The organism is Serratia sp. BIGb0163 (assembly GCF_024809935.1).
Lineage (GTDB): Bacteria > Pseudomonadota > Gammaproteobacteria > Enterobacterales > Enterobacteriaceae > Serratia > Serratia quinivorans.
This window is the reverse complement of record NZ_JANUDZ010000010.1, coordinates 15,640-39,636: the sequence shown is the minus strand read 5'-3', so window position 1 is coordinate 39,636 and position 23,997 is coordinate 15,640. Positions and strand designations below refer to the sequence as shown.

Sequence of the window (23,997 nt, the reverse complement as noted above, 5' to 3'; positions counted from 1 at the left end):
TAATGCCTAACAGCGAGCATCAGATAGCCTTACCGCATGGCAGGCTGGGCGTTTTTGACGGATTGCGTTCGGGAAGGGTAACGGTTGAGTAACGGCATCATTTGATGTCTGGTGCGCAGTGACGCTTGAGTAACAAAACCAGTCATGCCTGCAACCCTCTGACTTAAATGAGCGGGAACGCCGTTAGGGGACGTAGAGTGCCAAAATTTGCGCAATGATTGCATGTTTTTTTATGAGGTTCAAGTGACAATTATGCTGCTTTGATTACGAAAAATTAATGATTAACCTGTTGTTAATTAAACAATTAAAATAAAACACAGAAAAATCAAAACGGTATAAATAGACAATTTTTTTGCATATCTATTACCAAACAACACCACTGACTCTCACCTGCCCCACCTGCCATTGCATGAAAATAGAGCAACCGATCGGCTTTGTGACAGAAAGCGATTGACGATTTCCGGCCAATAGGGTTAAATGCGCCCCGTTGCCCGGATAGCTCAGTCGGTAGAGCAGGGGATTGAAAATCCCCGTGTCCTTGGTTCGATTCCGAGTCCGGGCACCACTAATTCTGCATCAATGCACACTGGTTAAAGGATGAGAACTTTAACGGGTGGTTAATACGGAATCGACTTGTCAAAGAGATAACAGAGTAACTGTTTACTATCGCGACGTTGTAAGTTGAATTCCTCAAGAAGGATACCTGTGTTTGCCCACAGGCGTCCTTTTCTCGATAACTGGTGATATTCACAGCAAATCATACCTGTGTCAAGCTTTGTAAGTTTCTTGTAGCAGTGATATCCGTATGTAAAACAAGCTCCTGTTCGAGTGCTTTCCCCGCCACTTCCATATCCAATTCGATGTATTCCATTGTTGTGCTGACGTTACGGTGTCCCAGCAGATCCTTCACCAGTTTTAGATTTCTGTCCGGCGATTTCATCAGCTCCGTGGCAAGCGTGTGGCGGAAACGGTGTGAGGAAATATCAAAGCTACTATCCCTCGACAACCGACGATAAAAGCTACGAAAGGACTGCAGAACATTTTTTTCGTCATAGATGTAATGAGTATGCCGTGGGTTGGTGAACCGTTTGACGTCAAAAAGCAGGTCATGCTGACCAGCACCTCGCTCAGTAGCACGCATAATAAGCAGCTTTATTCGTTCTCTTAATTGACGAACCAGCGGTACCTTCCACTCTCTATGTGTTTTGCTGCCTTCAAGCCGAAGCTCGATCCAGCCTTGCTCAAGGTTCACATCTCTCAGCCTGATGTGGATCATCTGATTGTTACGCATCCCGGTATATCGGAATGTGTCTAATACCGTCATCCAGAACCAGGTTGGGTAGAGAGCACATTTCCCACCTTTCACTGGTTTTCTCTCTTTCTCCCTCTGTTCATACTGCTGCATCACGAGGTAAAGGCGGGTCAATTGAGTCTTCGTCAATATTCGTTTTTTCTTGGTATCAGAACGGACTACCGTTCCGTTAAAGGGATTCTCCGTGTGCTGAACTAACCCTTTTTTAATTCCCAGATTAAATATAGCCCGCAAGTGAGCTACCTTATTGTTCCAGGTATGCACCGAGAGACTTTTCTCCTTTAACAGATGTCGGCGCCAAACCAAGACGTCCCTTTGCGTCACCATCGCTGGGGTAATAATTCCACCAATAAAACGCGTAAACGTCAGAGCAACTTTCCTGTAGCTCCATTCCGTTGCTGAACGAAGTTGCTTAGTAAAGAAATATTCCTCGAGCAGAAATTCCCACTCGTCGTGCATCTTTTCTTCGTTTTTCATTTCATGACCTCGAATTAGTATATTTATCTACTCACAACCCGTCAGTTGAACCCAACATTTTATGAGCTCCTTCTTACATCTAACGACTACGGGATCACGAGTAACTGACTGTCCTCTGGTACTCTTGTCTCACCATATAAACTATTTGCCTTAATCAGGTAACCATTGATACGACGATAGGAGCCCACCCCCTCTGGCTTTTCATAAAGATGACCAATAAAGAATCTCTGTCCCTTCCGGATCCGATGTCTACCCAGTTTTTCAAACGCCTTTTGGATTGAATTTCGTTCAGTACGCTCCAAATTATTCTCTTTGATATACAGATGAAAAATATCTGGAACGCAGAGAAATACGAAACCACTAACAATATGCGCTCGCGACTCCATGGTATTAATTGATATATCCCCTTTTTTGATCCCAAGACTCAACCACTGTAGGAAGGCGTCCCCAAATTGACTTTCTGCGTTATTTTCTACTAACAGTGGCTTCGGTGATGAATGTTGAGGCTCTGGAATACTCGTCGTATCTGCGCACTCTGATAAATCAGGTTCTATTACTTCTGGTAAATCACAGCTGTCTTCAATTACAGTGGCAATGTCATGCACCGGCCCCTGGTTTTTTTTAGGTCGCGGGCTCTCTTTCTGAGGGGCGTTTCCCTCTTCCTGGCTATCCAGGCAAGCCGGTACTGACACCTCAACCGCCAATAGTGACAACAAGGCCTGCATATCCTCTTCAACGCCAACCGCCTTTTCAGGCGCGAGGACCATCTCAGCCAAAGGCCTATCGTTGACCGGCGTATCCAGGGCAGAGCTCAGTATCACCTCTGTTGCTGGCGCTGCATTTTCTTCTGTTTGAGTTAATGTCTCTGCCGGCTGTTGCCCCTCGATGAGCGATGAGTTGGTGTCGCTGACTGCACTTTGCAAATCAACAACGGGCACTGAAGAGGTGATATTTTCTGTAGTCGGAGCCATCGACGGTAAAGGAACTGTCAATGTGCCGGAGATAGATGCCGGCGAGAACGATACGGCCAGGCTATCGCCGCGCGCCAGTTTGACCGCGTCCTGGATAATGTCGTCGATTACAGGTAATGCGCTGGGCTGTCGGGACGCAATCGTCATCAACGAGTGTGCAGCCGCCGGCAGTGTTGAAAGCCAGTCGATGACCTCTGCAGGCAGCAGCCGTGCCGCAATCAACGCACTTTGACTCGTCGCCAATGTCGGGGCTGACGGGGTCGCACCGAAACGAAAACGGTAGGGATCACCCGGCACCGTCAAACCGGGTAACCAGGCTCGTCCACTTTGGAGCTCCCCCTGCAGCTGGCTCAACAACGGCAGGTAGTGCCATAGTGCAGCGTAAAATACCACGACATTCCACTGTACATTCTGGGCTGATTGCTCTTCGGGCGGTGCGCCTGGTGGCAGCATGTGCCCTTTGGCCAGACGCACCGCATACGTCGTCGTCTGAAGGGTGACATCAACCAATCCCCCTTCCCTGGCATACTCACCCTGCGGCGTTGCCGGCAACACCTGCATCAATGCAATGAGCTGTTTCAGTGGCTGCAAATAGAATTGTTCATAAAGGTCTTTGGGAAGTGCACAGTTCTCCCATAACTGCTGCAAACACTGCTTACGAGATGCCGTGCTCAACAGCTGCTCTGCGGATGCGGGCATATAGTAGCCTGCAGGGCCTCGAAAGGCTGAAATGCTTGCCGTTGGCTTTACCGGCATATCCCGGGTCCCAACCAGCAGCTCTTTGATGGCCTTCAGCATGCAGGGCCTCCAGCGATATCTCCTTCGCTGTCCATCAACACCTGCAGTAAATCATTCAGTACCAGTGTTTGCTGAGCCCGGGTAACAGCGACATACAGCAGATTCGTTTCATCAGTACGTTCGCTGTCAACCATCAGGGGATCGGTGATATCCGCAAAGTCATCGTTCAACATCACCACGGGCCACTCCAGGCCTTTGCTGCGATGTGCTGTCGAAACGGTCACCTGTGCCTGGCTTTCATCTGTGACCGCATGCTCACGCATTACCTGCAGCTTTTGTGGCAGCGGGAAGTACTGGTCGAGTAATCGAAGACCCTGGTTCATTTCAGCGTCTTTGGTTGCTCTGGCCACCGACTCAAATTCCTCAAAATTTCGGTATTCTCGCGCCAGCAGCGGGGATTGCATTCGTTCAGGCATATCAGCCGAAAACCAATACAAATCCTCAAGCTCATCAGTTTTGTAGCCGGCAATACCGCCAACCCAATACACTTTTTTTCCCGCAAGACTGGCTTCAAGTGCCCTACCAATCACGCCAGCGACAGTCCGACTGAGGACAGCAATGTGTGTTGATTTGTCCTGTTCCGGCAAGCTCGCCATGACGTTGTCTTCACCGCCGTTCCCGACCAGGGGCAGCGTTTCCCCCTGCCGTTTAAGCAGCATATTCGCCACCCTGGCCACTCCAGGGCCAAACCGGAAACTGTGTGTCAGACACAGCTGTTCGGCATCTGCCAGTTGCTCAGCGTCGAGCGCATTCTCCGCCCCACGGAACCGGTAAATTTGTTGATGGCGATCACCGACCATGACCACATTACAGCGCTGTGACAAGACCAGGGCTTGCGTGACTGGATTGGCGTCTTGACCCTCATCAAACAACACGGTCTGCCAGCGTTTGCCGAGATCTGGCTCTGAGAGCTGATACAGTTTGAGGTAAACATCATGGGTGACAGGGAATACGCCGTCCTGACGAACTGATTCACGCCAGAGCAACTGTGCTGCCGCCAGAATTTTTTCAGATGACAATCCGCTGCGCGCGTTCTCATCAGGCAGGTGTTGAGTGCCAAACTCGCTATCTGCACTGCAGAGAAAAGCATTGAGGGTCATGGTGGCCACGCGAGCCAGAGACCAGTGACGCGTATTGAGTTGACGGGCAACGTCAGTGATCCGCAGATTGCCTGTCAACCGTTGTTGATAGTGGCGCCCGAAGTTGGGCCAGGCCAGTTGATGGGAGGTTTTACATTCCACATTGAATGGGAATTTTTGCTCTGCTTCGTCCCTGACAGCCCGGTTATAAGCAAGATAGAGCATCCTGCTGTCCGGATTTGCTAACGCAAACCGCACCAGTGTGAACGTTTTTCCGGTGCCGGCAAAAGCCCTAACCACCAGTTTTGTTCCAGACCAACCGATGATGGCGGCCTGTTCAGGTGTAACACAATAAGACATCAGCAGAACTCCGTAAAACTTGACCGGCGCTTATGCTGCGCAGGTCAATACGGCAATCACCACAGGAAATCCTTTTTCCAGTTGAAAAGGTTTCCTGCGGTTAGCCGTTTTCAGGTTGATAGACAGTTATCAACCCCGCATTGCTGGAGTCTGTTAAGTCAAAACCATGGGGTGTCTTGATACTTTCGAAGACAATCCCAAAGCTAAATTTCAGGTTTCCCTGGTGCAAAGGCTACAAGGTTCAGGTGAATTTATTTCGGGGTGCTTTAGCCATTCACAAGCATTCATTACTTGTGAAAAGCACACCCTCACTGTTATTGCGCATCCGTCTCAATGTAGGGAGTAATCCCCCACGTTGAGTTGGCGCTTTCTCTGGTGTTGTGCGCTGTAGCTTCACCTGAGCGTTATGCTCATCCGAAAAGCGATAAGCATAACGCTCAGAAACTTCAGTTCAGCACCGCTGGCCCCCACACTCAGGCATCTTTTTAACAACTAACATTAGTGCATGTCAACACAATTGATACTTTAATGACTTTAAGTGTCGTTTTGCGATACTTAAAATGGCGTTTTCTTTGAAAAACACAACTTTGAGTGTAAAGTTGTGGCTGATTTTTAAACTGAAATTGAATGAAGGTGGGAGATGGATATCAACAATAAAACTGCCCTGGGGGAGATCATTGCAAAAGCCCTAGCGATGAAGGGTATTCCAAAGCAGAAGCATATCAGCCACACCAGCCGTGTACTGGATATCACAACAGCTGCAGCACAAAAGAAGATGACCGGCGCGTCGAACTGGGAGGTATCACAGCTGGTAAAAGTGATCGATTCCATTGATATGAAGATGAGCGATTTTTTCGACATATTTAACTATTCAGTTAATGAGGTTCATACTGCTACATGGCATGATGGAAAAGCTAATATTAAATGCAAAATCTACTTATCAACTGCAAACAGTAATGAACCAACGGAATATTCAGCCTTAAAAATCAATGATGAATGGGTTGTTTTTCACACCGATGATATAAAAGATGAGGTTTTATTTGAGTCAAAACGAAACATTGAAATAATTCAACTGTATCCACAAAAACATAATGTAAAAAAACATAGAATTGCAATTCTTGATGACGATAAAAACATTGTTGATAGTCTACAGGAAATCATTGGTCATGGTCAGTACGTAGTAGATTCGTTCTATAACATTGAATCCTTAGAGGAGAGCTTGAAACGCAGCCCTTATGACGCCTATATTCTGGATTGGGTTGTTGGGACGAAAACTGTTTTTAACACAATCAAAGAAATAAGAAAGTCAGAAAATAAAAATGCAATGGTCCTGATTCTTACCGGACAGCTATCTGGCATAGTAGACAGAGAAATAGCAAGTGCAATAAATGACTATGATATCACTGGCCCCCATGAAAAGCCGATCAAAGCCAGTGTGATAAAATCAATTGTTGATAAACACTTCCCCAAGTGAATCATTATGAATAATACTTTATTAACATATACAGGCAGTCTTTTACTTGATGGAAGATACATCGTTTCACCCTATGGGGTAAGTAAAGAAGAACCCGGTGGGGACATATCCCCATTAAGTAACGCCTTTGTTCATAATAACGCAATCAATAAAATTTCCGTAGACTACTCAAAAGTTAAAAGCTTGACTGTCATCAATGGATTAGGGGTAACGCTGGGAGATTCAGTAGTCGGTATATCTGCACTACATGCAATAAAAAAAACAAATCCCAACATCGTCATTAGAGTCATTCGTCCAGAGAACTGCCCTAATTACGTCAATGAAATTTACACGCTCACAAAGAACATAATAAATGAAATCCACTTCATGCCATTTGATATTACCAAAGCGACAGAAGCAGAGATAATAATAGATATTGGAAACCAATTGTATTGGGAGGATTTTAACAAGTGGGAAATGCATGACTTCTTTTTAAGAAATCTTGGTCTCGAGCATATTTTTACTCCTGCTGAGATCAAAAGCAACTCATGGTTAAAAGATGCCCCCCTTATTGAAATCAACCTGGGCGAGTATGTACTCTTCTGCCCTCACGCAAGTACAAAAATAAGAAGCATACCGGAACAGTACCATGAAAAAATAATATCTTACTTAAGCGACAAATTTAATATTAAAGTGCTTGGGTTCAGTGATGTTGAGCATGAAAATTACACTAATATATCTGAACTATCAAAAAGCACTGCTTGTTTTGCATCCATAATAAAACATGCCAAACACCTCTACACATGTGACTCCGCCGCCTTACATATTGGTGCTGGTTTTGACATCCCAACTACATGTATATTTACAACTGTGAAGCCTGAATTTCGTAGTCTATACTATACTCATTGCGATTCTGTTTATATCGGAAATGATAAAACAGTGGGGATCCATAATAGTGAAGATATCAATTTAATCAATTCAATAAGTAAAGAATTCGAGGTTTATTATGCGTAAATTAAAATCCCTATCGATATTATTCATAGTCGCTGTGTTTTTTTCAAAATCGGCCTTTGCAAAGATAGGCGATCTCTATATAGATGGTGACATTGTAAATAAAAATCATAATGACGGCTATCTGTTAACTGCTGATGATTTTAATAAACTTAAAAAATCCCATATAAAAACCACCACATCCTGGACTGAGCCTGGACACGTGGTGGATTTCGAAGGTGTAAAATTCAAGGATTTATTGACACTTGTCGGTGCTCATGGAAAAACGTTAAGAATGAGAGCGTTGAATGACTACTGGGTCGATATACCTTTCTCTGATGTAGAACAATACGGTATTTTACTTGCAAATAAAATGGACGGAAAACCTCTGAAAGTAAGAGATTTTGGTCCCTATTTCGTCATTTACCCTTTAGATGAGTTTTACGACAAACTTAATAGCCCAACGTATCAGGCTCGCCATATCTGGCAAGTAGACAGCATAACGGTAATAGATAAATGAAGCTAAAACGGATCCTAATCCAGTATATCGTCGGTTTTTTGATTCTAACCGGTGGTTTTGTGTGGATGTATGAACAGTATTTTTCCACAAGCCATAATATGAACTCGGCTGGCCCACAAGAAAACTATGCGTGGGCAATAGCTAAATTCACGATCAGACTGGCAGGATTTAATGCGAAAGTTGAGCGCCAGCTGCGATTGGGTAACAATGATAAAGAGGAATTACAAACAGAGCTTGATCTCCTGTTCTCGAGCTCTAATGTCCTGCTACATAAAAGTGTTTCGACCAGATACTTATATGAAGAAGCTGGCTATGCTAATACTGTGACACAAATAAATTCCAATCTAGAAAAGATTGATGTCGAGTTACATAAAGAGACTCCTGATTACTCTATCATTCTTAAAATAATTGAATTAATCGGACAGGACAATAAAAATCTCGTTGTAATTTCAGATCATGCTGAAGTAAGGCAAAGAAATATCATCCAGAAAGACTATATTAACAAAGGGAACTCTATGAAGTTTCCTATTGCAACTCTGTATTTCCTTTTCTTGCTGATGCTATTCATTTCATATCGACAAGTAAAATCCATTAACAACCAATTAGAATCCGAAAAAAAATCCTTCAACAACAAAAATGCGTTCCTGGGGGTTTTGGGCCACGAGTTAAGAACTTCTCTACAGGCGATAATTTCATCTGTAGAGGTGATTATCCAGAAAAAAGACGGTACTGCATTCAATCACTTTGAACGTTTAGAAAATGCCGCCATGAAAATGGAACGTCAGATGAAAGACCTTGCTGAATTTGCAAAGGTTGATAATGGTAACGTCGAAATAAAAATAGCACCATTCAACTTACGTAAGATTGTGCAAGATACCGTTGAGCAAAGCATTTCGATATTAAATAAAAAGTCTGTTTCTGTAAGTTTAGGTGACATCTCTGATATGTATATAAAAAGTGATCCTTCGCGGGCTATGCAAATTATTGAAAACATTGTCACCAATGCCTTAAAATACACAGAAAACGGTAATGTGCAGGTCAGTGCAGTTGTTCACGAAAAATCCAAACTAATTATTAAGGTCGAAGATACGGGCCAGGGCATCCCGAAAGATAAAATAAACACTATATTTTCTCCGTTTGTCCGAGTCGGAAACGACAACAAAGTGCCCGGTTTCGGGATGGGGTTAGCTATCGTCCATGGTGTTGTTAAAGCCATGAATGGGACTATTGATGTAAAAAGTGATGTTGGTAAAGGAACTGTATTTACCGTTTCATTACCTATTGAGCTGGCAACACCTGCTGAAATTGACATTATCACCGATATTGATGACAAACCGTTCTCAGCTAAAGGCATTAGTATATTGATTATCGATGATAATGAAATGGCTTGCGAGTCATTAGTATCAATTCTTCAGCATGACTTTTCAGTAGAGTATACAACATCTCCGGAAAGAGCATTGGAGAAGTTATATCGGAAATCATTTGATCTTGTTTTGAGTGATTTACAGATGCCTATTATCACTGGTGATGACTTATACAGAGAGGTCAAACAGAACAACGGTCCAAATAAAAACACACCGTTTATATTCATTAGTGCATACACCAGTGAAAGCCCAATCAAAGATGTGGACATTTTAACAAAACCAGTAAGATTAAATGATATTAAAAAATCCATAGAATCCGTATTTGCGAGTCAACCCACTCTATAAATCGCACATTATATTTATAGAACCAAAAGATAACCGCCCATACTGGGCGGTTTTGGTCAATTACCTGAATGGTACTGCTGTATTCTAAGCGGCCATTTTTCCAACCAATGCATCGGGGTGTACATCACCAATCGGCGCTCATTTGCCAATACGTTTCCCAATACAATTTCACCGGGTATCCCAAGTGATGACAGCTGGATATAGGCCATCGACACAGCCACTACATCGATGTCAACGCAGGAAACCCACATATGCTGTGAAGGTTCGTATCCCAACGCTTGCATCTCTACCGCTGCAGCAATCATCATGCCGCCGGCACCACAACCAGGTTCACTGATGGTGACAAACGGCTGAGTTTGCAACTGTTGCTTCAATCCTGTGAACTGTAACTTGGCCATCATCGATGCCACGCTCCAGGGCGTGAAAAACTGCCCACGGTGTTTATCCCCGAGCTCCAGCTGCATGAACGTCATCCCCAGAAAATCACAAGCCTGGGCATTCAGTGCAATTCGTACCAGGGCAAGTAAGTGCGCTAGGCGTTCGACGTCTTCACGTTCATACCCCTTGATGATCGTCAGATACTGTTTCTCCAGTCTTTCGTCTGGACAGAAGCGATTGTGCATCGCTATCGCGCCACACTGAACGAAGTCAGAAAAGAACTTATACCGATGGTGGTAGCGTGCAGTTTGGCCAAAGAGGCCGATGAATTGTTTCTGTGCTTCACTAAACGTCAACATGGTGAACTCCTTTAACAAGGGAGCTCACCCGCAGTGGGAGAACTCCCCCACGGGAAAAAAAAGACCACCGAACATCGGTGGCCATAGGTTAATGCGTTAACAAAACTCGATGATTAGCCAGCAACTGAATTCAGTGACAACGGCACAGAATCCTTGTCGGCGTAGGTCAGGTGGATCACCTCACCGGCCTCAACCTCAGCCGCTATTCGTCCGCCGTCGACATGCTCGCCGCGGTCGTAGCGATCGTAACCACTACGTTCCGCATCAGGCATGTACCAGGTATGTTCCACCTGGCAACTGAACCGCTCCGACACTGTCCCGATAACCTCGCCGGCTGGCGGGTACCACGGGGAATCAAAGTGCACCGTCAACGTGTTGATACCGTCCCGCACACAACCGGCATTATGGCCTGCTGGCCATTCGACGCCGTACTGGCGACCATAGAGATCGGCCGTGGTCGGCACATCACGTAACAAAGCACCTGAACCATTCAGTTCGGTCGCCAGACGCGTCGGGATCAGCATCAGCATATCGCACGGTGCGGTGTACTCAGGCATCATGCCCAAACGCTCCCAGCAAAGGCCAGCATCGATGTCAGGACTCACCCCCACCAGGCCGAACCAGTCCGCATACTGGCGAGACAGTACATCCGCCATACGCGCCTTCGCGACGTTGGGGATGTTCTCCCATTTCACGGCGTCAATTCCCGACTGGCGATAGAGACGCTCAATCAAACGAACATTTTCGGCCGTTAACGGGATATCAGCCTTCAGCAACCCGAACCAGTGTTCAAAGGCCAGATTCTGAGGTGATGCGATCCCCGGATGTGTTAACAGATCCGGATAGGGCACATAAACCCCAGGTTTTGTTGTGGCCGGCTTCAGTATGCCGGCGCAGCCGGCCAGAAATAGCCGGCAGCTCTGTTGAATGGCATGACGGTAGTCAGGCACAACATGGCCATTGACCCATTGCTGCAGTTCATCCACAAACACGGATTGGCCAGTGATCACTAAACGGTTTTTGCACCAGTTGGACATGGTCTTTCTCCTCTTCATAAAAAAGAGGGAGCTTTCCCCAGCGGGGGAATAACTCCCCCGATGGGTTAGGTGTTAAATCATGATGCCCAGGACGAGGGTACTGTCCTGCCCGTTATGGTTGTTTTTAGTCATCGGTTACCTCCTGCTCTGTTTCGCCGATCGCGCCCAGTTCTTCCACCTGGCGCAGATACGGTGATGAAGGGGTAAAAGGATTGGCGCCCAGACGTTCCAGGTGGTATTTATCCACCAGATTGTTGATCGCCTCAAACGGCCGCACACCCGCTTCCTGTAAAGCCATCACGCACTCCGCTTCACACAAATCGGTATCGTTTAACGTCAGACCAAAGTATTTGGCCAGTAACCTGCCGGCAATGGTCTGCCAGTAACATTGTTCCATCGTCATCACCCGTCTCCTCATGCCGCAACGGCAGACTCGGTTGTCACCGGTTCCGCCAGGGGCTTCAGCAAAAACTCTGACGCCTCACGGGCCTGTTTGGTTGCACGAAACAACGCGCGCTTATCCTCACGCAATACCTTGAGCCAGTGCTCAAGGTAGCTGTCGTGCTGAACGTCGCCAAAGATGCCAAGCTGCGCGCACATAAAGGCACTGCCCAGCTCCGCCACCAGTTCCTCGAACGCATACACCGGATCTCCGAACGCCCGGGAGGTAGACGTGATCCCCTCCCGGTTGAGTCGTGTTGCATGACCGGTGCTGTGCACCAGTTCATGCAATAACGTCGACCAGTAATCCGCCTCGGTTCGAAATTGCTGAACCTGCGGCAAGACAATCTGGTCGCGGATCGGGGAGTAAAATGCCCGGTCCTGGTACACCTGTTCGAGCCGAACGCCACTGGCATCAACGAGGGTGCTGACCTGAGCCTGCGTTTTCGTATCAACCAACGCCCCATCCTCTTCCGGCACTTCTGCCGGCGTAACGCCGACAACGGTTTCCGGGAGGTTGTCGCATTGCGCCACGTTAAACAGGTACAGCGGCTTCAGCATGGGTATTCGCGTTTTCAGCGGGTTCCCCTCCTCGTCAAACAGCTGCCGGCCATCAGCATCCTCCACCTGCTTGTCCCAGGATTTGAATACCACGGCCAGGGTGGCTGTTTCGCCAGCGCGCACATGGCCACCGACGGCTTCCGCCTGCTTGTAGGTCAGCCAGCGATGGGAGTGAAACCCCCTTTCGTCCGCGGCCATCCACAACAGCAGCACATTCACACCGCTGTAGTGGTAACCGGTTGTGCCGTTCTGCGGCATGATGCTGGTCGACGCACTGCGGGCATTGTCGGTCCGCCAGGACTTACGCCAGGGCAACGTTCCCGTCTCGATGGCGGCAATGATTTTGTCCGTGACCTGTTGGTACAGGTCAGGACGTTCGCGACGGGCTTTTGCCGGCCGACGTGATGATGATGATGATTTCTTCATGGAATGCTCCTCGTAAAAAAAGCGCATTCCTCCCCTGGCGGCGAAGAATACGCCCCAGGGGACAGAAAGTGGTTAGAACGCAGTGCCCCTTTCGGGTTTACCGTGTCAACACGCTGTTTCAGCCGTTCGAACAAGACCTGATAGTCATCCCGATCGGCGGGCTTTGCCCGCTTGCAATCGGTATGGCAGGCCGTGGCCAGCATGTTGATAGCCCGCTCACGCCAGTGTTTAAACTCATCCTGTCTGACGCAGACCGAGTAATGGACCTCGGCCAGCTGCAGCATACGGGCGGTCATTCGTCGGTAGTCGGCGACACACACCCAGTTGATCACAGCGACGTGCATATAGACCGTCTCCGGTAACAGGTGTATCCAGAGTTCATGCCCTTCCGACAGTATTCGTTCGATACACCTGTCGGTTAGCACCAGCTCCTCACCAAAGTCATCACCGCCGACGAGCTGCCGTGATGTCTCGTACCAGGCCTCATCCTTTTCGGGATGGCAACCGTCGGCATACACCAGATGTTTAATACGCCCGGTGGCGTTTCGCTCACCCACGGTCGGCATCAGATAGACACCGTTGTCTTTGGCCAGCATCAGCGCACACTGATTGGCGCGAACTTCAGCAATAACAGTGCGCAATTCTGCAGGGTTAAAATGCAACATGGTAAGTCTCCTGTGTGCTGGAGACGGACTTCCCCGAGAGGGAAGCCCCTCCAGGGAAAATGAGTTAACGCGTTGAAGTCCTGTCGTACTCAACAAGACTGGCAGTGCGGACTACAAGGTTGAGATCAGGTTCACTTGCTCCTGCTCAAACCCGGGTTTAACCAGACGTTATCCATCAAGGTGATCACGCTCCAGTGATAGGAGAGCTCGTCGTTATTGATACTGTCCCTGAATTGCACCAGGTGTCTGCGGACTGAATCATCCGTGAGTACCCGTTCATTCACCGCATCTGGAGCCTTGAGCTCAGGACGCTGCAGATGATGACGTAACCAGATAAGCGGTTGTTCCCAACCACATCCCGCAGTGTGTGTATCCCGCTCTATTCGGAAGCAGCCGGGGCACAGGTTATGTACCAGGAGCAACATCAGCCGGCCGAAGAAATCCTGCCGACTGTCGATCCAGAGAGTCTGCTGTACAGGCTGCATGTGTCCCGGCTGCAGAGAAAACTGCAGACCGGCCACGTCGAGTACCGCACCGCTGAACAGATCACTGGCCTGGTTAATATCTACAGGCCGGGTTGTCGCCGGCAAAAGCCAGTACACCTCGGTCACCGCAAGCGTTAAATCAATCCACGCGTCCTGGGACGGCGGCTTGTCAAAATACACTGTTGTTATCACGATAAATCCTCCAGAAATAATGAAGGGGGATTTATCCCCCGGACGGGAATAAATCCCCGTCAGTGTGTGTGTCTGCAAGTTGTCAGGCTGTCATGCCGACCACCAAACCTCGAGCTCACCAATAGCGATGTCGGCTTCAACATCGCGCTTGCCTTGCTCCACAACCTGCGCCCAATAAGACGCGTGAATATCTTTGCTCAGCGATTCCAGGCGAGTCAGAAGCGCTTGCCCGTTAGCGGAAAGTGTTGATATATGGCCGTATTGCATGACCAGCAGGAAACCACCAAAGGCCTCTCCCGCATTGATAACGGCATTTTCCACATCATTCAGCTCAGTGGGGTCTTCACGTTCAATACCCAATCCCAGGCGCTGGCAAGCCCGTATACTCATGAGCTTACCTTCAACCAGGCAAAGGAAATGAAACGCATCAAGCGCGGTTTTCACGTCAAGTACGTTGGGTAACTGGGTATGCATCGATAAATCCTCCACAAAAAGAAAAGCGGGATTTATCCCCATAACGGGTGTAAATCCCCGTCAGGGTATTAAGTGGGTAAACCGACCGCTCTAAAAGCGGTAACGCAGTCTGGCCAAATGCTCAGCATGTTGGCTAGCGAGTCGGTAAGCTTTTCTGCGCTCGGTATGTTTACAAGCCAGCACAACATGGGTGCTTGCGTAGGCATATTCGCCTTTGTACCAACCTTTGCGCAGCATCAGTAACGCGCTGACCGAACCATCATCACTGCAGATAACATGCGCGCGAACGGCAAAATTACCTGTTGCATTGACGTACCAGTCAGTAAAACGCGGCGGCGCCATGCGAAAAGGTATTCGCTGGACAGCCGATTTGACACAGTGCAGGGTTGAGAAGAAATCAGGAACAACTGAAGAAGTAAAAACAGACATGGTGTTTCTCCTGTAAAAAAGGGAAACACCGCTCCCAGGGGAAAGGTATTTCCCCTGGGATTTGAATGCGTCACGCGCAATCGTCATAGGTAAGAAAGTTAAGCCCTGTTCATCAAAACTACGATGACATCTACTCTCAAAGGCGGGCAGATGTACTACACCGTAAACGGTGTGCTTCCTTTCAAGCTACGGAAGCGTTTTTTGCCACTACCCGAAGGCGATCCTCACAAGTGACTGGATCATTGGTGGCTGTCGACTGACAGCTAGGTCACCCGAAGGCGCTCATCACAGACCCATTGAGCATTAGTGGTTGTCCGAAGACAACGAGTAAGCATGTTTATTTTCCGAGCAAATCGCTGATCTGTCAAGAGGCCATGCGCCCCTGGTTTTGGAATAATATTTCCTGTTATCCTAATAACGTAACGTCTCAGTAGCATTATAATTTTGAGGTCGCAGCCCTGTGAGAGCTGCGACCGTTATGTACGAACCATCATATTTACGCATACAGTTGAGAAAATTTTTGAATTAATAAAACCCTGTACACTGCATACGATTAATCCGTTATTCTACATCACCTTTGAAATAGACTTGCTTAATATAACGACCTCGGCCATCTCCATGTCCCAAATCCATCGATACCAATGCCTCAGCTTCTACACGACTCATTCCATTTTTAACATGATGAGTCACCGCATCGCGTGAATATGCGTATCGCAAACTATGGGGAGCATCTTTCCCTGTCATTCCAGCCTCACGAACAATATTTCTGTACCGTTCTATTGCTGTATGCAATGAAGGCTTATCAATCAGTTTCCCATTGTGTTCATCACAATGTTTTATTGCCGCCTCTAAAATAGATAAAACCTTCTCACGATTAAAAATGGTCGTATCGCGAGGACGACCTCCTTTCGTGCCAAAAACAATCCGAACACGCTCGTCTCCATTAATTAAAGCCTGCCGCCATGTTTTTAAAGATTTTGCTGACTGAACAGTTTCTTCCGTTCGCAAACCTACATAGCGAGACAACTGAACACCCAATGCTACCCCCACATCTTTTTTTAAGACGTGATTTATGACAGCATTTAACTTTTCATCCGAAATAGGGGCTTTTGTCCCATCACGGTTAGCACCTAAAATCCCGAGAGCCTGGTTGCTCAATTTCTCATGGTTGGGATCAGCCAGTTTATTCCGACCCGCAGCTGACATGATTGAACGCACTGCTGCCATCTCGTTTTGCAATGTACGGAGCGACAGGTTTTCAGCCTGCCGGCTATGAATGTATTTTTCGATATGGGTCGTCTTGATGTGTTTTACATCACGAATTTGAATATTCAACTTTGCCAGACGTTCAGAAAAACGGTCCGCAATTCTGGAACGGTCAGCAACGGTTTTAAAACTCCCTCGTCCCTGACGAGCAAGCGTGACAAGTTGTTTTCCCAGCTGTTTACCGAATCTGGACATTTCAATATCTCCAATGGGATACACGTCCCTCTGCTTTAAAAGAAGCAGACGGATCTGTACCCCAGTAATTTCAACCCCGACGACACGGTTGCTTTTGCGCTTCCTGCGTCTCGACTGGTATCTGTGCATCGGGGCGGCGAAATGTTGAGTTCTTGCGAGGCACCCCAGATCTCTGATCTGTTTGCTGCTTATGCAGAGCTGACTTTCGTCAAGCTGCCTCCAACACTACTGTTCGTAGTGTCGCCATCGATACCGAGTCGATTTCCTCCTTTTAGATAGTGAAACGTTCAAAACGGATTTCCCGTCGTAATTACGTTGAAGTGAATGAGTGTTTAAGGCCGTACTGACACGGACTACATGTTGGTCAGATGGTAGTTAAACGTTGAAAGCCACGTCGTGCGTGGGTTGAGACGTTATGCGCTACGCGCGTCACTTGGTAGTGTCTTCGCCACTTCACAAGTGACGCGCGCTCCTCTGCTCCCAATGAGACTCACGTAAGCAGCCAAAGGTACCCATTGGCTTTATACGTTCGTTCAAAGGTTGCATCGTCAGCAACACGTCATTAAAGCCTTTAACAGCTTTAAAGAAGTAAGCGATTTCAGTCAGTTGTGACTGGTTTATCCAGGCAAGGACTGCCCAATGTAGATGTGTGCCTGGCGAGTTAGCACCAAGGCATTGAGATGACTTTTCAGCAGCCTTAACCGCTCCGAATACTACGTTGGATGAGCGATATCTGCTCCCAAAGGCGGGCAGATGTACCACACCATACCTGGCGTGCTCCCTCTCAGGCTACGGAAGCTTTCTTTTGCCATCACCCGAAGGCGATCCTCGCAGATGACCAGATCATTGGTGGCTGTCTATCGACAGCAGGGTCACCCGAAGGCGCTCATCACAGACCCACTGAGCATTGGTGGTCGTCCGAAGACGACAGTACAACGTGGACAGATTAAATGATTTGACCGAATGTCGTCAATCACCACAAGTTAATTATCAAAAAAACCTCATATTTTACGTATATTTTTTAACGCATGCCCGAAAAAAAATAAAAGTGAGGTATAACCCTAGCTATAAAAAACGCATTACCCCCTATATCACAAATACATTTAATGCCATAAAACCAACTAAGGTACCAATCTTTTTCCAATAATCCTCGCCGACCAACTGAGGGTGATAAATCATACCTTCATTAAATGCAGAGTAGTGTTGAAATGAAAAACGACCAATTACGGATGGAACATCATTCACAATGCCATATGTGGTGGAAAACGTAATGTCGATTAATTCCATATTTGGTGTTATCAAACCACGCATGTAAATTTATCGCTCCCACACGTGATATAGGATTACCCAGATTACTTTTTAATTTTTCTTCACTTGTATAAAACACTGGCCGCGTTTCATAATCAAAAAAACCTAAAGAATAATAAAGCGGAGTTTGAAAAACCTCCTCCAAAGCATTGTTGTGAAACCTCTTCCGGAGTATGTTTTCAAGCAATACTCTGAATGACTTTTAGCGCTGTTTCTCTTTTATCCCAAGTCATAAATGGAGTTTTACTCAATTTTATCTCAGGCACCTCAAGATTCCATTTCTTGGAGCGTTTTACAGCAGAGGTGAACTCCGTTTAATAATTCACATTCTTACCAAACTGGACTGACCCCACGACAGTAGACAAATCCTGTCCCCTCGCATCAACCCGTTGAGGGTTTCCTGGATCACCGTTTCTCATGTGGCGCCGATGTAGTGCGTAATATCGCACGCAGCATCGGCAGTCGAAAATCCCTCAGCACATATCCCTGATAGCCTTACGCGCCAACAGTTCCATTAGGTCATTCTGAGCCTGAATTTGGACCAGACCTTGATTGGCTACGAATTTGATCTCCAGCTTGCGAACGAACACGTTCAGCATAATCTTGCTTCATAAATAACACGAAATCATGCATTGACAATAAACGCTTTCAGGGCCTCAGGATGCTGAAGGGTGATATAACGATTTCGAAAACTGAGAATATCGAGGTGCTCCATACGTGTCACCTCCCGGCTGATAGTTTCCCGTGTCATGCCGAGATAATTTGCAATGTCTCCCCGTGTCATCGGTAAACGGAACTCTCTCGGCGAATACCCCAGTTGACCAAAACGGTGGGATAAATCCAGAATAAACATGGCAAAGCGTGCATTTGCCCGAGTCTGGCTTATCTGGTAATACCGGGTTTTGTTTCTTCTGATAACATCGCTCATTAAGGTATACATATCCCGCCTTCTGTGCCGGTCTGTCATCACCTCAGTCAGCAATGCGGGAGGGAACCGACGAGCAGTGCAGGTATCAAGAGCCTGCGCATAACCGGTGTATTGCCCCGACAATAAATCCGGTAACCCACACCATTCACCGGGAAGACAAAAGCCCGTAACCATCTCTTCCCCTTCTTCTGTCAGCCGGTAATGCTTCACCGCCCCCGACATCACCACAAACAGCCCCCGAAACGCTTCATCCGCACCATAAAGACAAAGCCCCTTGTGATATAACAGCTCTGGCAGTGCATCAATGATGCCCCGGAATGTCGCGTTCTTTTTATTCACTGGCATCATATTGATTTCGGGAATATACGAAATACCGCCCCTTTCTGGCGATTGAGTCCCATACGCTCCTGAGTCCGACTGGCTGCTCGGTTGATGGCATGGATATCCAGTCTCTCCTCCGGAGCCGGAGAGGAAACACGGGATAAACAGGCATGCCGTCTCAAACGGACAAGGTTCCGCTGCGTATCCGTCTCACATGTCTGCATGACATTGAGCCAGCGGGTGGCGGCACGCCGCCACAACCCCGCGTGTTCCAGTTTTTCAGCCACCGCATCACTGACCATACCCGGCACCTCGCATTAATAATTCCAGGTAATTGTTAACATCACAAAAAGTCTGCATTCATCTGTTCCCTATTTTAAAAATTGCAGTCCCGTCTGTTATTTTTTGTGTTCCATTGCCATTCTTTTCAGACTTTCACTTTCAAGCCTGAAATACTGTTTTTCTTCGATTAATGAAGCGCCAATTGAAAGGTAAAATTCTCCGGCTTTCGGGTTGGACTTTTCAGCCGTCCAGTCAAGACGTGTACAACCCTGTTGAAGAGCAAATTCTGCGATAAATTTGATGAGTGCCGTGCCAACCCATTTCCCTCTTGCCGTTTCCAGTGTAAATAAATCTTTCATAAATACCTGCCCACTACAACGCGGTACCGGAAACATCAGTGTAAATGTCGCAAACCCGGCAAACCGACCATCCAGCCTAGCCCCGAGAGCGGTCACACCAGAATATGTTGAGAAAACTTTCTCGGTGAGATATATCTTCACTTCATCATTACTGACGCTGTTCTCGCCGAAATAAAGGAAAGCCGCTCCGAAGAGCGGCTACCGGGCGTACAAGAAGGGAAAGTGGCTCGGTTATCAACCAACCACCTGAGCTGCCGGAATGACCCACGTCCTATTGATGATTGATGGGTCTGTCTCGCCCGGCCAATATAATCTCAGCATCAGGATGAAACCTCCGGGTGGTGCCGGGAGCCAATTCGACTCTTTATCCTTACCGGGAGAATCCTTCTGCAAGTAGATAACCGTCGAACCGTCTGCATCGACCTGCAGATTTTGGCGCGGGCTGATCGAATATCGGTTGAGAGGATTGTCCACAAAGAAACATTCTTTGTCATACATCGTTAACGACCAGAACCCCTCTACCGGCGGCAAGTGACCTTTAGGGAAACGTATGATGTATTTGTTAGAACCATTGTATTTACGGCCCTGCGCATCCACCGTCGAGGTCGGATAGACCGCGTCCTGAGGAAGATTGGCCCCTAACCCAACAGCGGTTATGAAAGCCCGCATCAGGTAATCCGTGCCATAACTCCCGGTGTTAAGCGTATACGACCAGCCATTCTGGCTGTCAAGTGTCTTAAATTGCTGCATGATCCTGTCGTACGCGATATCCGGAACCCGACGGAGGGTATCCGTTTTGAGTTTACTCTTGTCAAAGTCCTTACCTGGAATGATGCCAATACGCTCAAGCTTAGCAATATGAGGGGTATCTGCCGCTGACGGTGGATTCGTCTTCATCAGTTCGCAAAGCAGCGTGAAGTATGACACCGCATCCATTCGATTGACCTGATCGCGCACTGCTGTCTTCATATCGAGAGATGCATCGACCTTGCCGGACGGTGGGGTGTAAGGTTTTCCATATGCACTGAGCGGAACAAGTCTGAACTCGTCTTGCAACTTGTGGACCGCCGCATAATCTTCTGGTGTGCCTGTACAAAAGATACGGCCAAGCATCCACACAATATTGGTGGGTGACTTATACTCCTTCATACCTGCCGGTAGCGTCCCTTTCCAGCCCGGTCCAGTTATCGCATAAGTCTGCGCTCCGGTACCCGTCGTGCGTTTGCCCGGAACCTGGAACACCGTCGTCCAGCCGTCCAGCATCGGCATCAGGAAGTAGCGGTCCTTCATGTCGGGAATACTGAGTACCCAGGGCTCGCTGCCAACATCAAAGAAGGCGTTTGTGTAAAGCGTATCGGCATTCGGCGCGGTAACATCCCTGAATGATGCGTCGGGATAGCTGCGCATCTTAATGATTTGTCCCATAGGCCCCCGGGTTCCCGCAGGCACGGCAACATTGGTAATGATCCGCCGCGTCAGTTCCATCGTCACCAAGGGGTAACCAAAGATGTAAGCCTCCGCCGCCAAACCAAGATCCTCAGGGTCCTCACCAGGGTCGAAAAAAGCCCCCGTTTCGGCGAAAACGGAACGAGCCATTGTCGTACTGGCGAGCAAGCCCAAGCCACCGAGCACAACGGAACGACGTGTCATCTTCATATACAATCCCCCGGGTTACCCATCCTCTGACACTCACCTACTTTTTGCTGAGTACGGACAGATCCAGGAGCGGCAACTTTGTTCTCCTTCCCGAATGCAGTAGCGTCAGCAGTTGCAACGAAAATAACATGTTGATATACCATATAATTTCCTCTATTTCGTAATACATTACCTGGACATTGCTTCTGAATATCCTGGTCCGTGATTTTTCCAAAAATCACGCGGTACCTGGATGCCATAAGTAGAAAATGCACGAGAGCAGGGGTTCCGACTTCCCCCATGTAACCCGGTCGTGGGGCTGGCATCGCCTTACTCACCACTCGAGGTGTTTTCTCGTCGGCAATGTTAATAGTCTGAGAGCAATATCGACGCAAACTCCCGGCACGGCCTGTTATTTATGCCAGCACTAATATCAACGGTTTTTACTTTGTAAAAAGCATTTAGTGAAACAAGGAAATTCAAAATGAAACCAGTGACATCAAACACTTTCAAAATGTTAATTCCACATGCAATTTCAGATCCCCCATTGCAACACAATATCCGGCGCATTCGTTTTATTCTGATAATGAGGCGAGTGAAGAAAAAAAAGGGGGATCAAATTAATCCGTTGTTTAATTAAGGGGGAATAATTAGGGCGACATAAGCTGAGGCCTGGCGCAATATATCATTGCTGCGACGTAGCTCCCGATTCTCACAATCCAGTTCTTTTAAACGCTGGCGCTCATTGGTACTCAGTCCGCAATCATCAGTGCTGACGGGGCTGACACCACCACGGACATCATTTTTATGCTGACGCAACCAGGCTCGTAGGGTGTCGTAATGGCACCCGATTTTTGACGAAATAGCACGAATGGCATCCGGCTCAGAGTCATACTCATCACGGTGTTCCAACAACATTCTGACAGCGCGCTCACGCAGTTTAGGGGGTGTAGCTGAGGCCCGCGGCGGTGGCCCAGGGATTTTTTTGCAGGTTGTCTTTGCCAAACAGCGACACCTGGTCAGCGAGCCACCGAACTCGGGCAGTGAGGGAAGCCAGCCTTCGGCGCGCAGGTCCCAGCCGTTGGCAGGGCGGGCCTCATAACCCTGCTTGTCGGTGGCTCTGCAAGAAACATAAGCAACGAAGCAAAGGATTAAAACGATACCCGGATGAGCACTTCTACAATCAGTTGGGACTCATCCAGTTGCCGAAGCTCCCGCAGAGGCTTCCGTGGGCGAAGGCATGATTCTGTCCGAGAGCCGGATGTGCCAGAAGCGCACGTCCGGTTCGATGAGCGAGATGTGGAAACGAAATTTATGGTCAGGACAGTAAGGCACCGCCGATCGAAAGAGGCGGCAACAGATATGCCTGACTGGCATGAAAGCCATAGAGATAATTCATGGTGTGATTTGTAGTGAAGGTCACAGTTTAATGGTATATAAATTCGTCAGTTAAATGGGATTAACTTATGGCCAACGTGCTTACACTGTGCTGGAAATACCTGAGGGCAATCGTCCTTATCTACTTTTGCTTGTTTGTCGGCAATGCTATCGCGGCACTGCTGCCGAGTGCCATTCCCGGCAGCATTATCGGCATGTTGCTGCTGTTCGCCCTGCTCTCCACGCAAATTATGCCGGCCAAATGGGTTAAACCCGGCTGCCATCTGCTGATCCGTTATATGGTGCTGTTGTTCGTACCCATCGGCGTTGGCGTGATGAAATACTACGACCAGATCCTCGATCACCTCGGCACGCTGGTGGTCTCCTGCATTGTCAGCACACTAATGGTGCTGGTGGTGGTGGGCTATACCTCACATTATTTCCACCGGGAGCGCCGCATCGTTGGCAAACCGGATGCAGCGGAGGGCGAAAAATGATCCATGAAATCTGGTGGTCATTGCCGCTGTCGCTGGCGGTCTACTTTGCAGCGCGTAAGCTGGCGCAGTCGCTGAATATGCCACTGCTGAACCCATTGCTGGTATCGATGGCGGTGATCATTCCCCTGCTGTTACTGACCGGCATCCCTTATGAGCGCTACTTTCAGGGCAGCAAAATCCTTAACGAACTGTTGCAACCGGCCGTGGTGGCACTGGCCTATCCGCTGTATGAGCTACTGCATCAGATCCGTGCGCGCTGGAAGTCCATTATCGCCGTCTGTTTTATCGGCAGCATGACCGCCATGATCAGCGGCGGCGCCATTGCTTTGTGGATGGGCGCCACACCGGAAATTACCGCGTCCATCATGCCGAAATCGGTCACCACGCCCATCGCCATGGCGGTCGCGGAGTCGCTCGGGGGTATCCCGGCGATCAGCGCCGTCTGCGTGATTTTCGTCGGTATTCTCGGCGCAGTATTCGGGCATATGCTGTTTAAAATATTGAAGATCACCACTCGCTCGGCGCGTGGACTGGCAATGGGCACAGCATCTCACTCGTTGGGTATCGCACGTTGCGCGGAAATGGACTATCTGGAAGGCGCATTCGGCTCGTTGGCGCTGGTGCTCTGCGGCATCATTACCTCACTGCTGGCCCCTTTCCTGTTTCCGGTATTACTGCATTTGTTCAGTTAAAGGGTCTAAAACTTGCGATAC

General features: G+C 48.0%; 24 protein-coding genes, 1 tRNA gene and 2 pseudogenes. 7 read left to right on the top strand and 20 right to left on the bottom strand.

What is annotated here, in order from left to right; all coding sequences use genetic code 11:
• The first annotated feature begins 489 nt into the window (after positions 1 to 489).
• A tRNA-Phe gene (locus M2406_RS24110) sits at positions 490 to 565 on the top strand.
• 192 nt (positions 566 to 757) lie between these two features.
• Here M2406_RS24110 and M2406_RS24105 read toward each other — a convergent pair.
• From M2406_RS24105 to M2406_RS24095, 3 genes are all read right to left on the bottom strand, one after another.
• Positions 758 to 1,789, bottom strand: a complete 1,032-nt coding sequence (locus tag M2406_RS24105; RefSeq protein ID WP_259191701.1) for a site-specific integrase — start codon at positions 1,787 to 1,789, stop codon at positions 758 to 760.
• An 86-nt stretch (positions 1,790 to 1,875) separates the two neighbouring features.
• A complete protein-coding gene (locus M2406_RS24100) occupies positions 1,876 to 3,558 on the bottom strand; it encodes a TraI domain-containing protein (protein WP_259191699.1) in 1,683 nt (560 codons plus the stop codon).
• Positions 3,552 to 4,997, bottom strand: coding sequence for a UvrD-helicase domain-containing protein (locus M2406_RS24095; protein WP_259191698.1), 1,446 nt, complete (start codon positions 4,995 to 4,997; stop codon positions 3,552 to 3,554). The genes M2406_RS24100 and M2406_RS24095 overlap by 7 nt, the downstream gene beginning before the upstream one ends.
• A gap of 640 nt (positions 4,998 to 5,637) precedes the next feature.
• On the opposite strand from M2406_RS24095, the gene M2406_RS24090 reads away from it, so the two are divergent.
• Genes M2406_RS24090 through M2406_RS24075 form a run of 4 tightly spaced genes read left to right on the top strand, consistent with a single transcriptional unit; the run spans position 5,638 to position 9,669 of the window.
• The gene (locus M2406_RS24090; protein ID WP_259191695.1) at positions 5,638 to 6,471 is read left to right on the top strand and encodes a helix-turn-helix domain-containing protein; all 834 of its coding nucleotides are present in this window, start codon (positions 5,638 to 5,640) and stop codon (positions 6,469 to 6,471) included.
• A 6-nt stretch (positions 6,472 to 6,477) separates the two neighbouring features.
• Positions 6,478 to 7,464, top strand: coding sequence for a glycosyltransferase family 9 protein (locus tag M2406_RS24085; protein WP_259191694.1), 987 nt, complete (start codon positions 6,478 to 6,480; stop codon positions 7,462 to 7,464).
• On the top strand, positions 7,457 to 7,960 hold the full coding sequence (locus M2406_RS24080; protein WP_259191692.1) for a molybdopterin-dependent oxidoreductase: 504 nt from the start codon (positions 7,457 to 7,459) through the stop codon (positions 7,958 to 7,960). Before M2406_RS24085 ends, M2406_RS24080 begins: the two co-directional genes overlap by 8 nt.
• Entirely contained in the window at positions 7,957 to 9,669 is a 1,713-nt protein-coding gene (locus tag M2406_RS24075; RefSeq protein WP_259191691.1) for a hybrid sensor histidine kinase/response regulator, read from the top strand. The genes M2406_RS24080 and M2406_RS24075 overlap by 4 nt, the downstream gene beginning before the upstream one ends.
• Positions 9,670 to 9,725: 56 nt before the next feature.
• Here the strand turns inward: M2406_RS24075 and M2406_RS24070 are convergent, their stop codons facing one another.
• The 17 genes and pseudogenes from M2406_RS24070 to M2406_RS26555 form a co-directional block, all read right to left on the bottom strand.
• Positions 9,726 to 10,406 carry an N-6 DNA methylase gene (locus tag M2406_RS24070; protein WP_259191690.1) on the bottom strand — a complete coding sequence of 227 codons (681 nt, stop codon included), beginning with the start codon at positions 10,404 to 10,406 and terminating at the stop codon, positions 9,726 to 9,728.
• 113 nt (positions 10,407 to 10,519) lie between these two features.
• Complete coding sequence (locus tag M2406_RS24065; protein ID WP_259191688.1) at positions 10,520 to 11,443, bottom strand: DUF1281 domain-containing protein; 924 nt, start codon at positions 11,441 to 11,443, stop codon at positions 10,520 to 10,522.
• A 124-nt stretch (positions 11,444 to 11,567) separates the two neighbouring features.
• A complete protein-coding gene (locus M2406_RS24060) occupies positions 11,568 to 11,846 on the bottom strand; it encodes a toxin (protein ID WP_259191686.1) in 279 nt (92 codons plus the stop codon).
• A gap of 11 nt (positions 11,847 to 11,857) precedes the next feature.
• Positions 11,858 to 12,871 carry an ArdC family protein gene (locus tag M2406_RS24055; protein WP_259191685.1) on the bottom strand — a complete coding sequence of 338 codons (1,014 nt, stop codon included), beginning with the start codon at positions 12,869 to 12,871 and terminating at the stop codon, positions 11,858 to 11,860.
• Entirely contained in the window at positions 12,868 to 13,536 is a 669-nt protein-coding gene (locus M2406_RS24050) for a DUF3085 domain-containing protein (protein WP_259191684.1), read from the bottom strand. The genes M2406_RS24055 and M2406_RS24050 overlap by 4 nt, the downstream gene beginning before the upstream one ends.
• Positions 13,537 to 13,667: 131 nt before the next feature.
• On the bottom strand, positions 13,668 to 14,213 hold the full coding sequence (locus M2406_RS24045; RefSeq protein WP_259191682.1) for a hypothetical protein: 546 nt from the start codon (positions 14,211 to 14,213) through the stop codon (positions 13,668 to 13,670).
• 90 nt (positions 14,214 to 14,303) lie between these two features.
• Positions 14,304 to 14,687: a hypothetical protein gene (locus tag M2406_RS24040; RefSeq protein WP_259191681.1), complete on the bottom strand. Its 384-nt coding sequence runs from the start codon at positions 14,685 to 14,687 to the stop codon at positions 14,304 to 14,306.
• 90 nt (positions 14,688 to 14,777) lie between these two features.
• A complete protein-coding gene (locus M2406_RS24035; protein WP_259191680.1) occupies positions 14,778 to 15,116 on the bottom strand; it encodes a hypothetical protein in 339 nt (112 codons plus the stop codon).
• Positions 15,117 to 15,677: 561 nt separating this feature from the next.
• Positions 15,678 to 16,577 (bottom strand): integrase domain-containing protein, encoded by a 900-nt coding sequence (locus M2406_RS24030; protein ID WP_259191679.1) that lies wholly within the window; start codon positions 16,575 to 16,577, stop codon positions 15,678 to 15,680.
• Positions 16,578 to 17,663: 1,086 nt separating this feature from the next.
• A complete protein-coding gene (locus tag M2406_RS24025) occupies positions 17,664 to 17,888 on the bottom strand; it encodes a hypothetical protein (RefSeq protein ID WP_259191677.1) in 225 nt (74 codons plus the stop codon).
• A 485-nt stretch (positions 17,889 to 18,373) separates the two neighbouring features.
• A pseudogene (locus tag M2406_RS24020) lies at positions 18,374 to 18,481 on the bottom strand (DUF2345 domain-containing protein); the annotation flags it as partial.
• 29 nt (positions 18,482 to 18,510) lie between these two features.
• Positions 18,511 to 19,161: a helix-turn-helix domain-containing protein gene (locus M2406_RS24015; RefSeq protein WP_259191671.1), complete on the bottom strand. Its 651-nt coding sequence runs from the start codon at positions 19,159 to 19,161 to the stop codon at positions 18,511 to 18,513.
• The gene (locus M2406_RS24010; RefSeq protein ID WP_259191666.1) at positions 19,158 to 19,436 is read right to left on the bottom strand and encodes a PerC family transcriptional regulator; all 279 of its coding nucleotides are present in this window, start codon (positions 19,434 to 19,436) and stop codon (positions 19,158 to 19,160) included. Before M2406_RS24010 ends, M2406_RS24015 begins: the two co-directional genes overlap by 4 nt.
• Positions 19,437 to 19,532: 96 nt before the next feature.
• On the bottom strand, positions 19,533 to 19,871 hold the full coding sequence (locus M2406_RS24005) for a GNAT family N-acetyltransferase (RefSeq protein WP_405050636.1): 339 nt from the start codon (positions 19,869 to 19,871) through the stop codon (positions 19,533 to 19,535).
• A gap of 138 nt (positions 19,872 to 20,009) precedes the next feature.
• Positions 20,010 to 21,431 (bottom strand): DUF1254 domain-containing protein, encoded by a 1,422-nt coding sequence (locus M2406_RS24000; protein ID WP_259191663.1) that lies wholly within the window; start codon positions 21,429 to 21,431, stop codon positions 20,010 to 20,012.
• 633 nt (positions 21,432 to 22,064) lie between these two features.
• A pseudogene (locus tag M2406_RS23995) lies at positions 22,065 to 22,328 on the bottom strand (IS3 family transposase); the annotation flags it as partial.
• A gap of 22 nt (positions 22,329 to 22,350) precedes the next feature.
• A complete protein-coding gene (locus M2406_RS26555) occupies positions 22,351 to 22,488 on the bottom strand; it encodes an inverse autotransporter beta domain-containing protein (protein WP_405050635.1) in 138 nt (45 codons plus the stop codon).
• A gap of 388 nt (positions 22,489 to 22,876) precedes the next feature.
• Here M2406_RS26555 and M2406_RS23985 point away from each other — a divergent pair, with 388 nt between their 5' ends.
• Positions 22,877 to 23,284, top strand: a complete 408-nt coding sequence (locus tag M2406_RS23985; protein ID WP_259191661.1) for a CidA/LrgA family protein — start codon at positions 22,877 to 22,879, stop codon at positions 23,282 to 23,284.
• Positions 23,281 to 23,976 carry a CidB/LrgB family autolysis modulator gene (locus tag M2406_RS23980; RefSeq protein ID WP_259191660.1) on the top strand — a complete coding sequence of 232 codons (696 nt, stop codon included), beginning with the start codon at positions 23,281 to 23,283 and terminating at the stop codon, positions 23,974 to 23,976. Before M2406_RS23985 ends, M2406_RS23980 begins: the two co-directional genes overlap by 4 nt.
• The last annotated feature ends 21 nt before the right edge of the window (positions 23,977 to 23,997 follow it).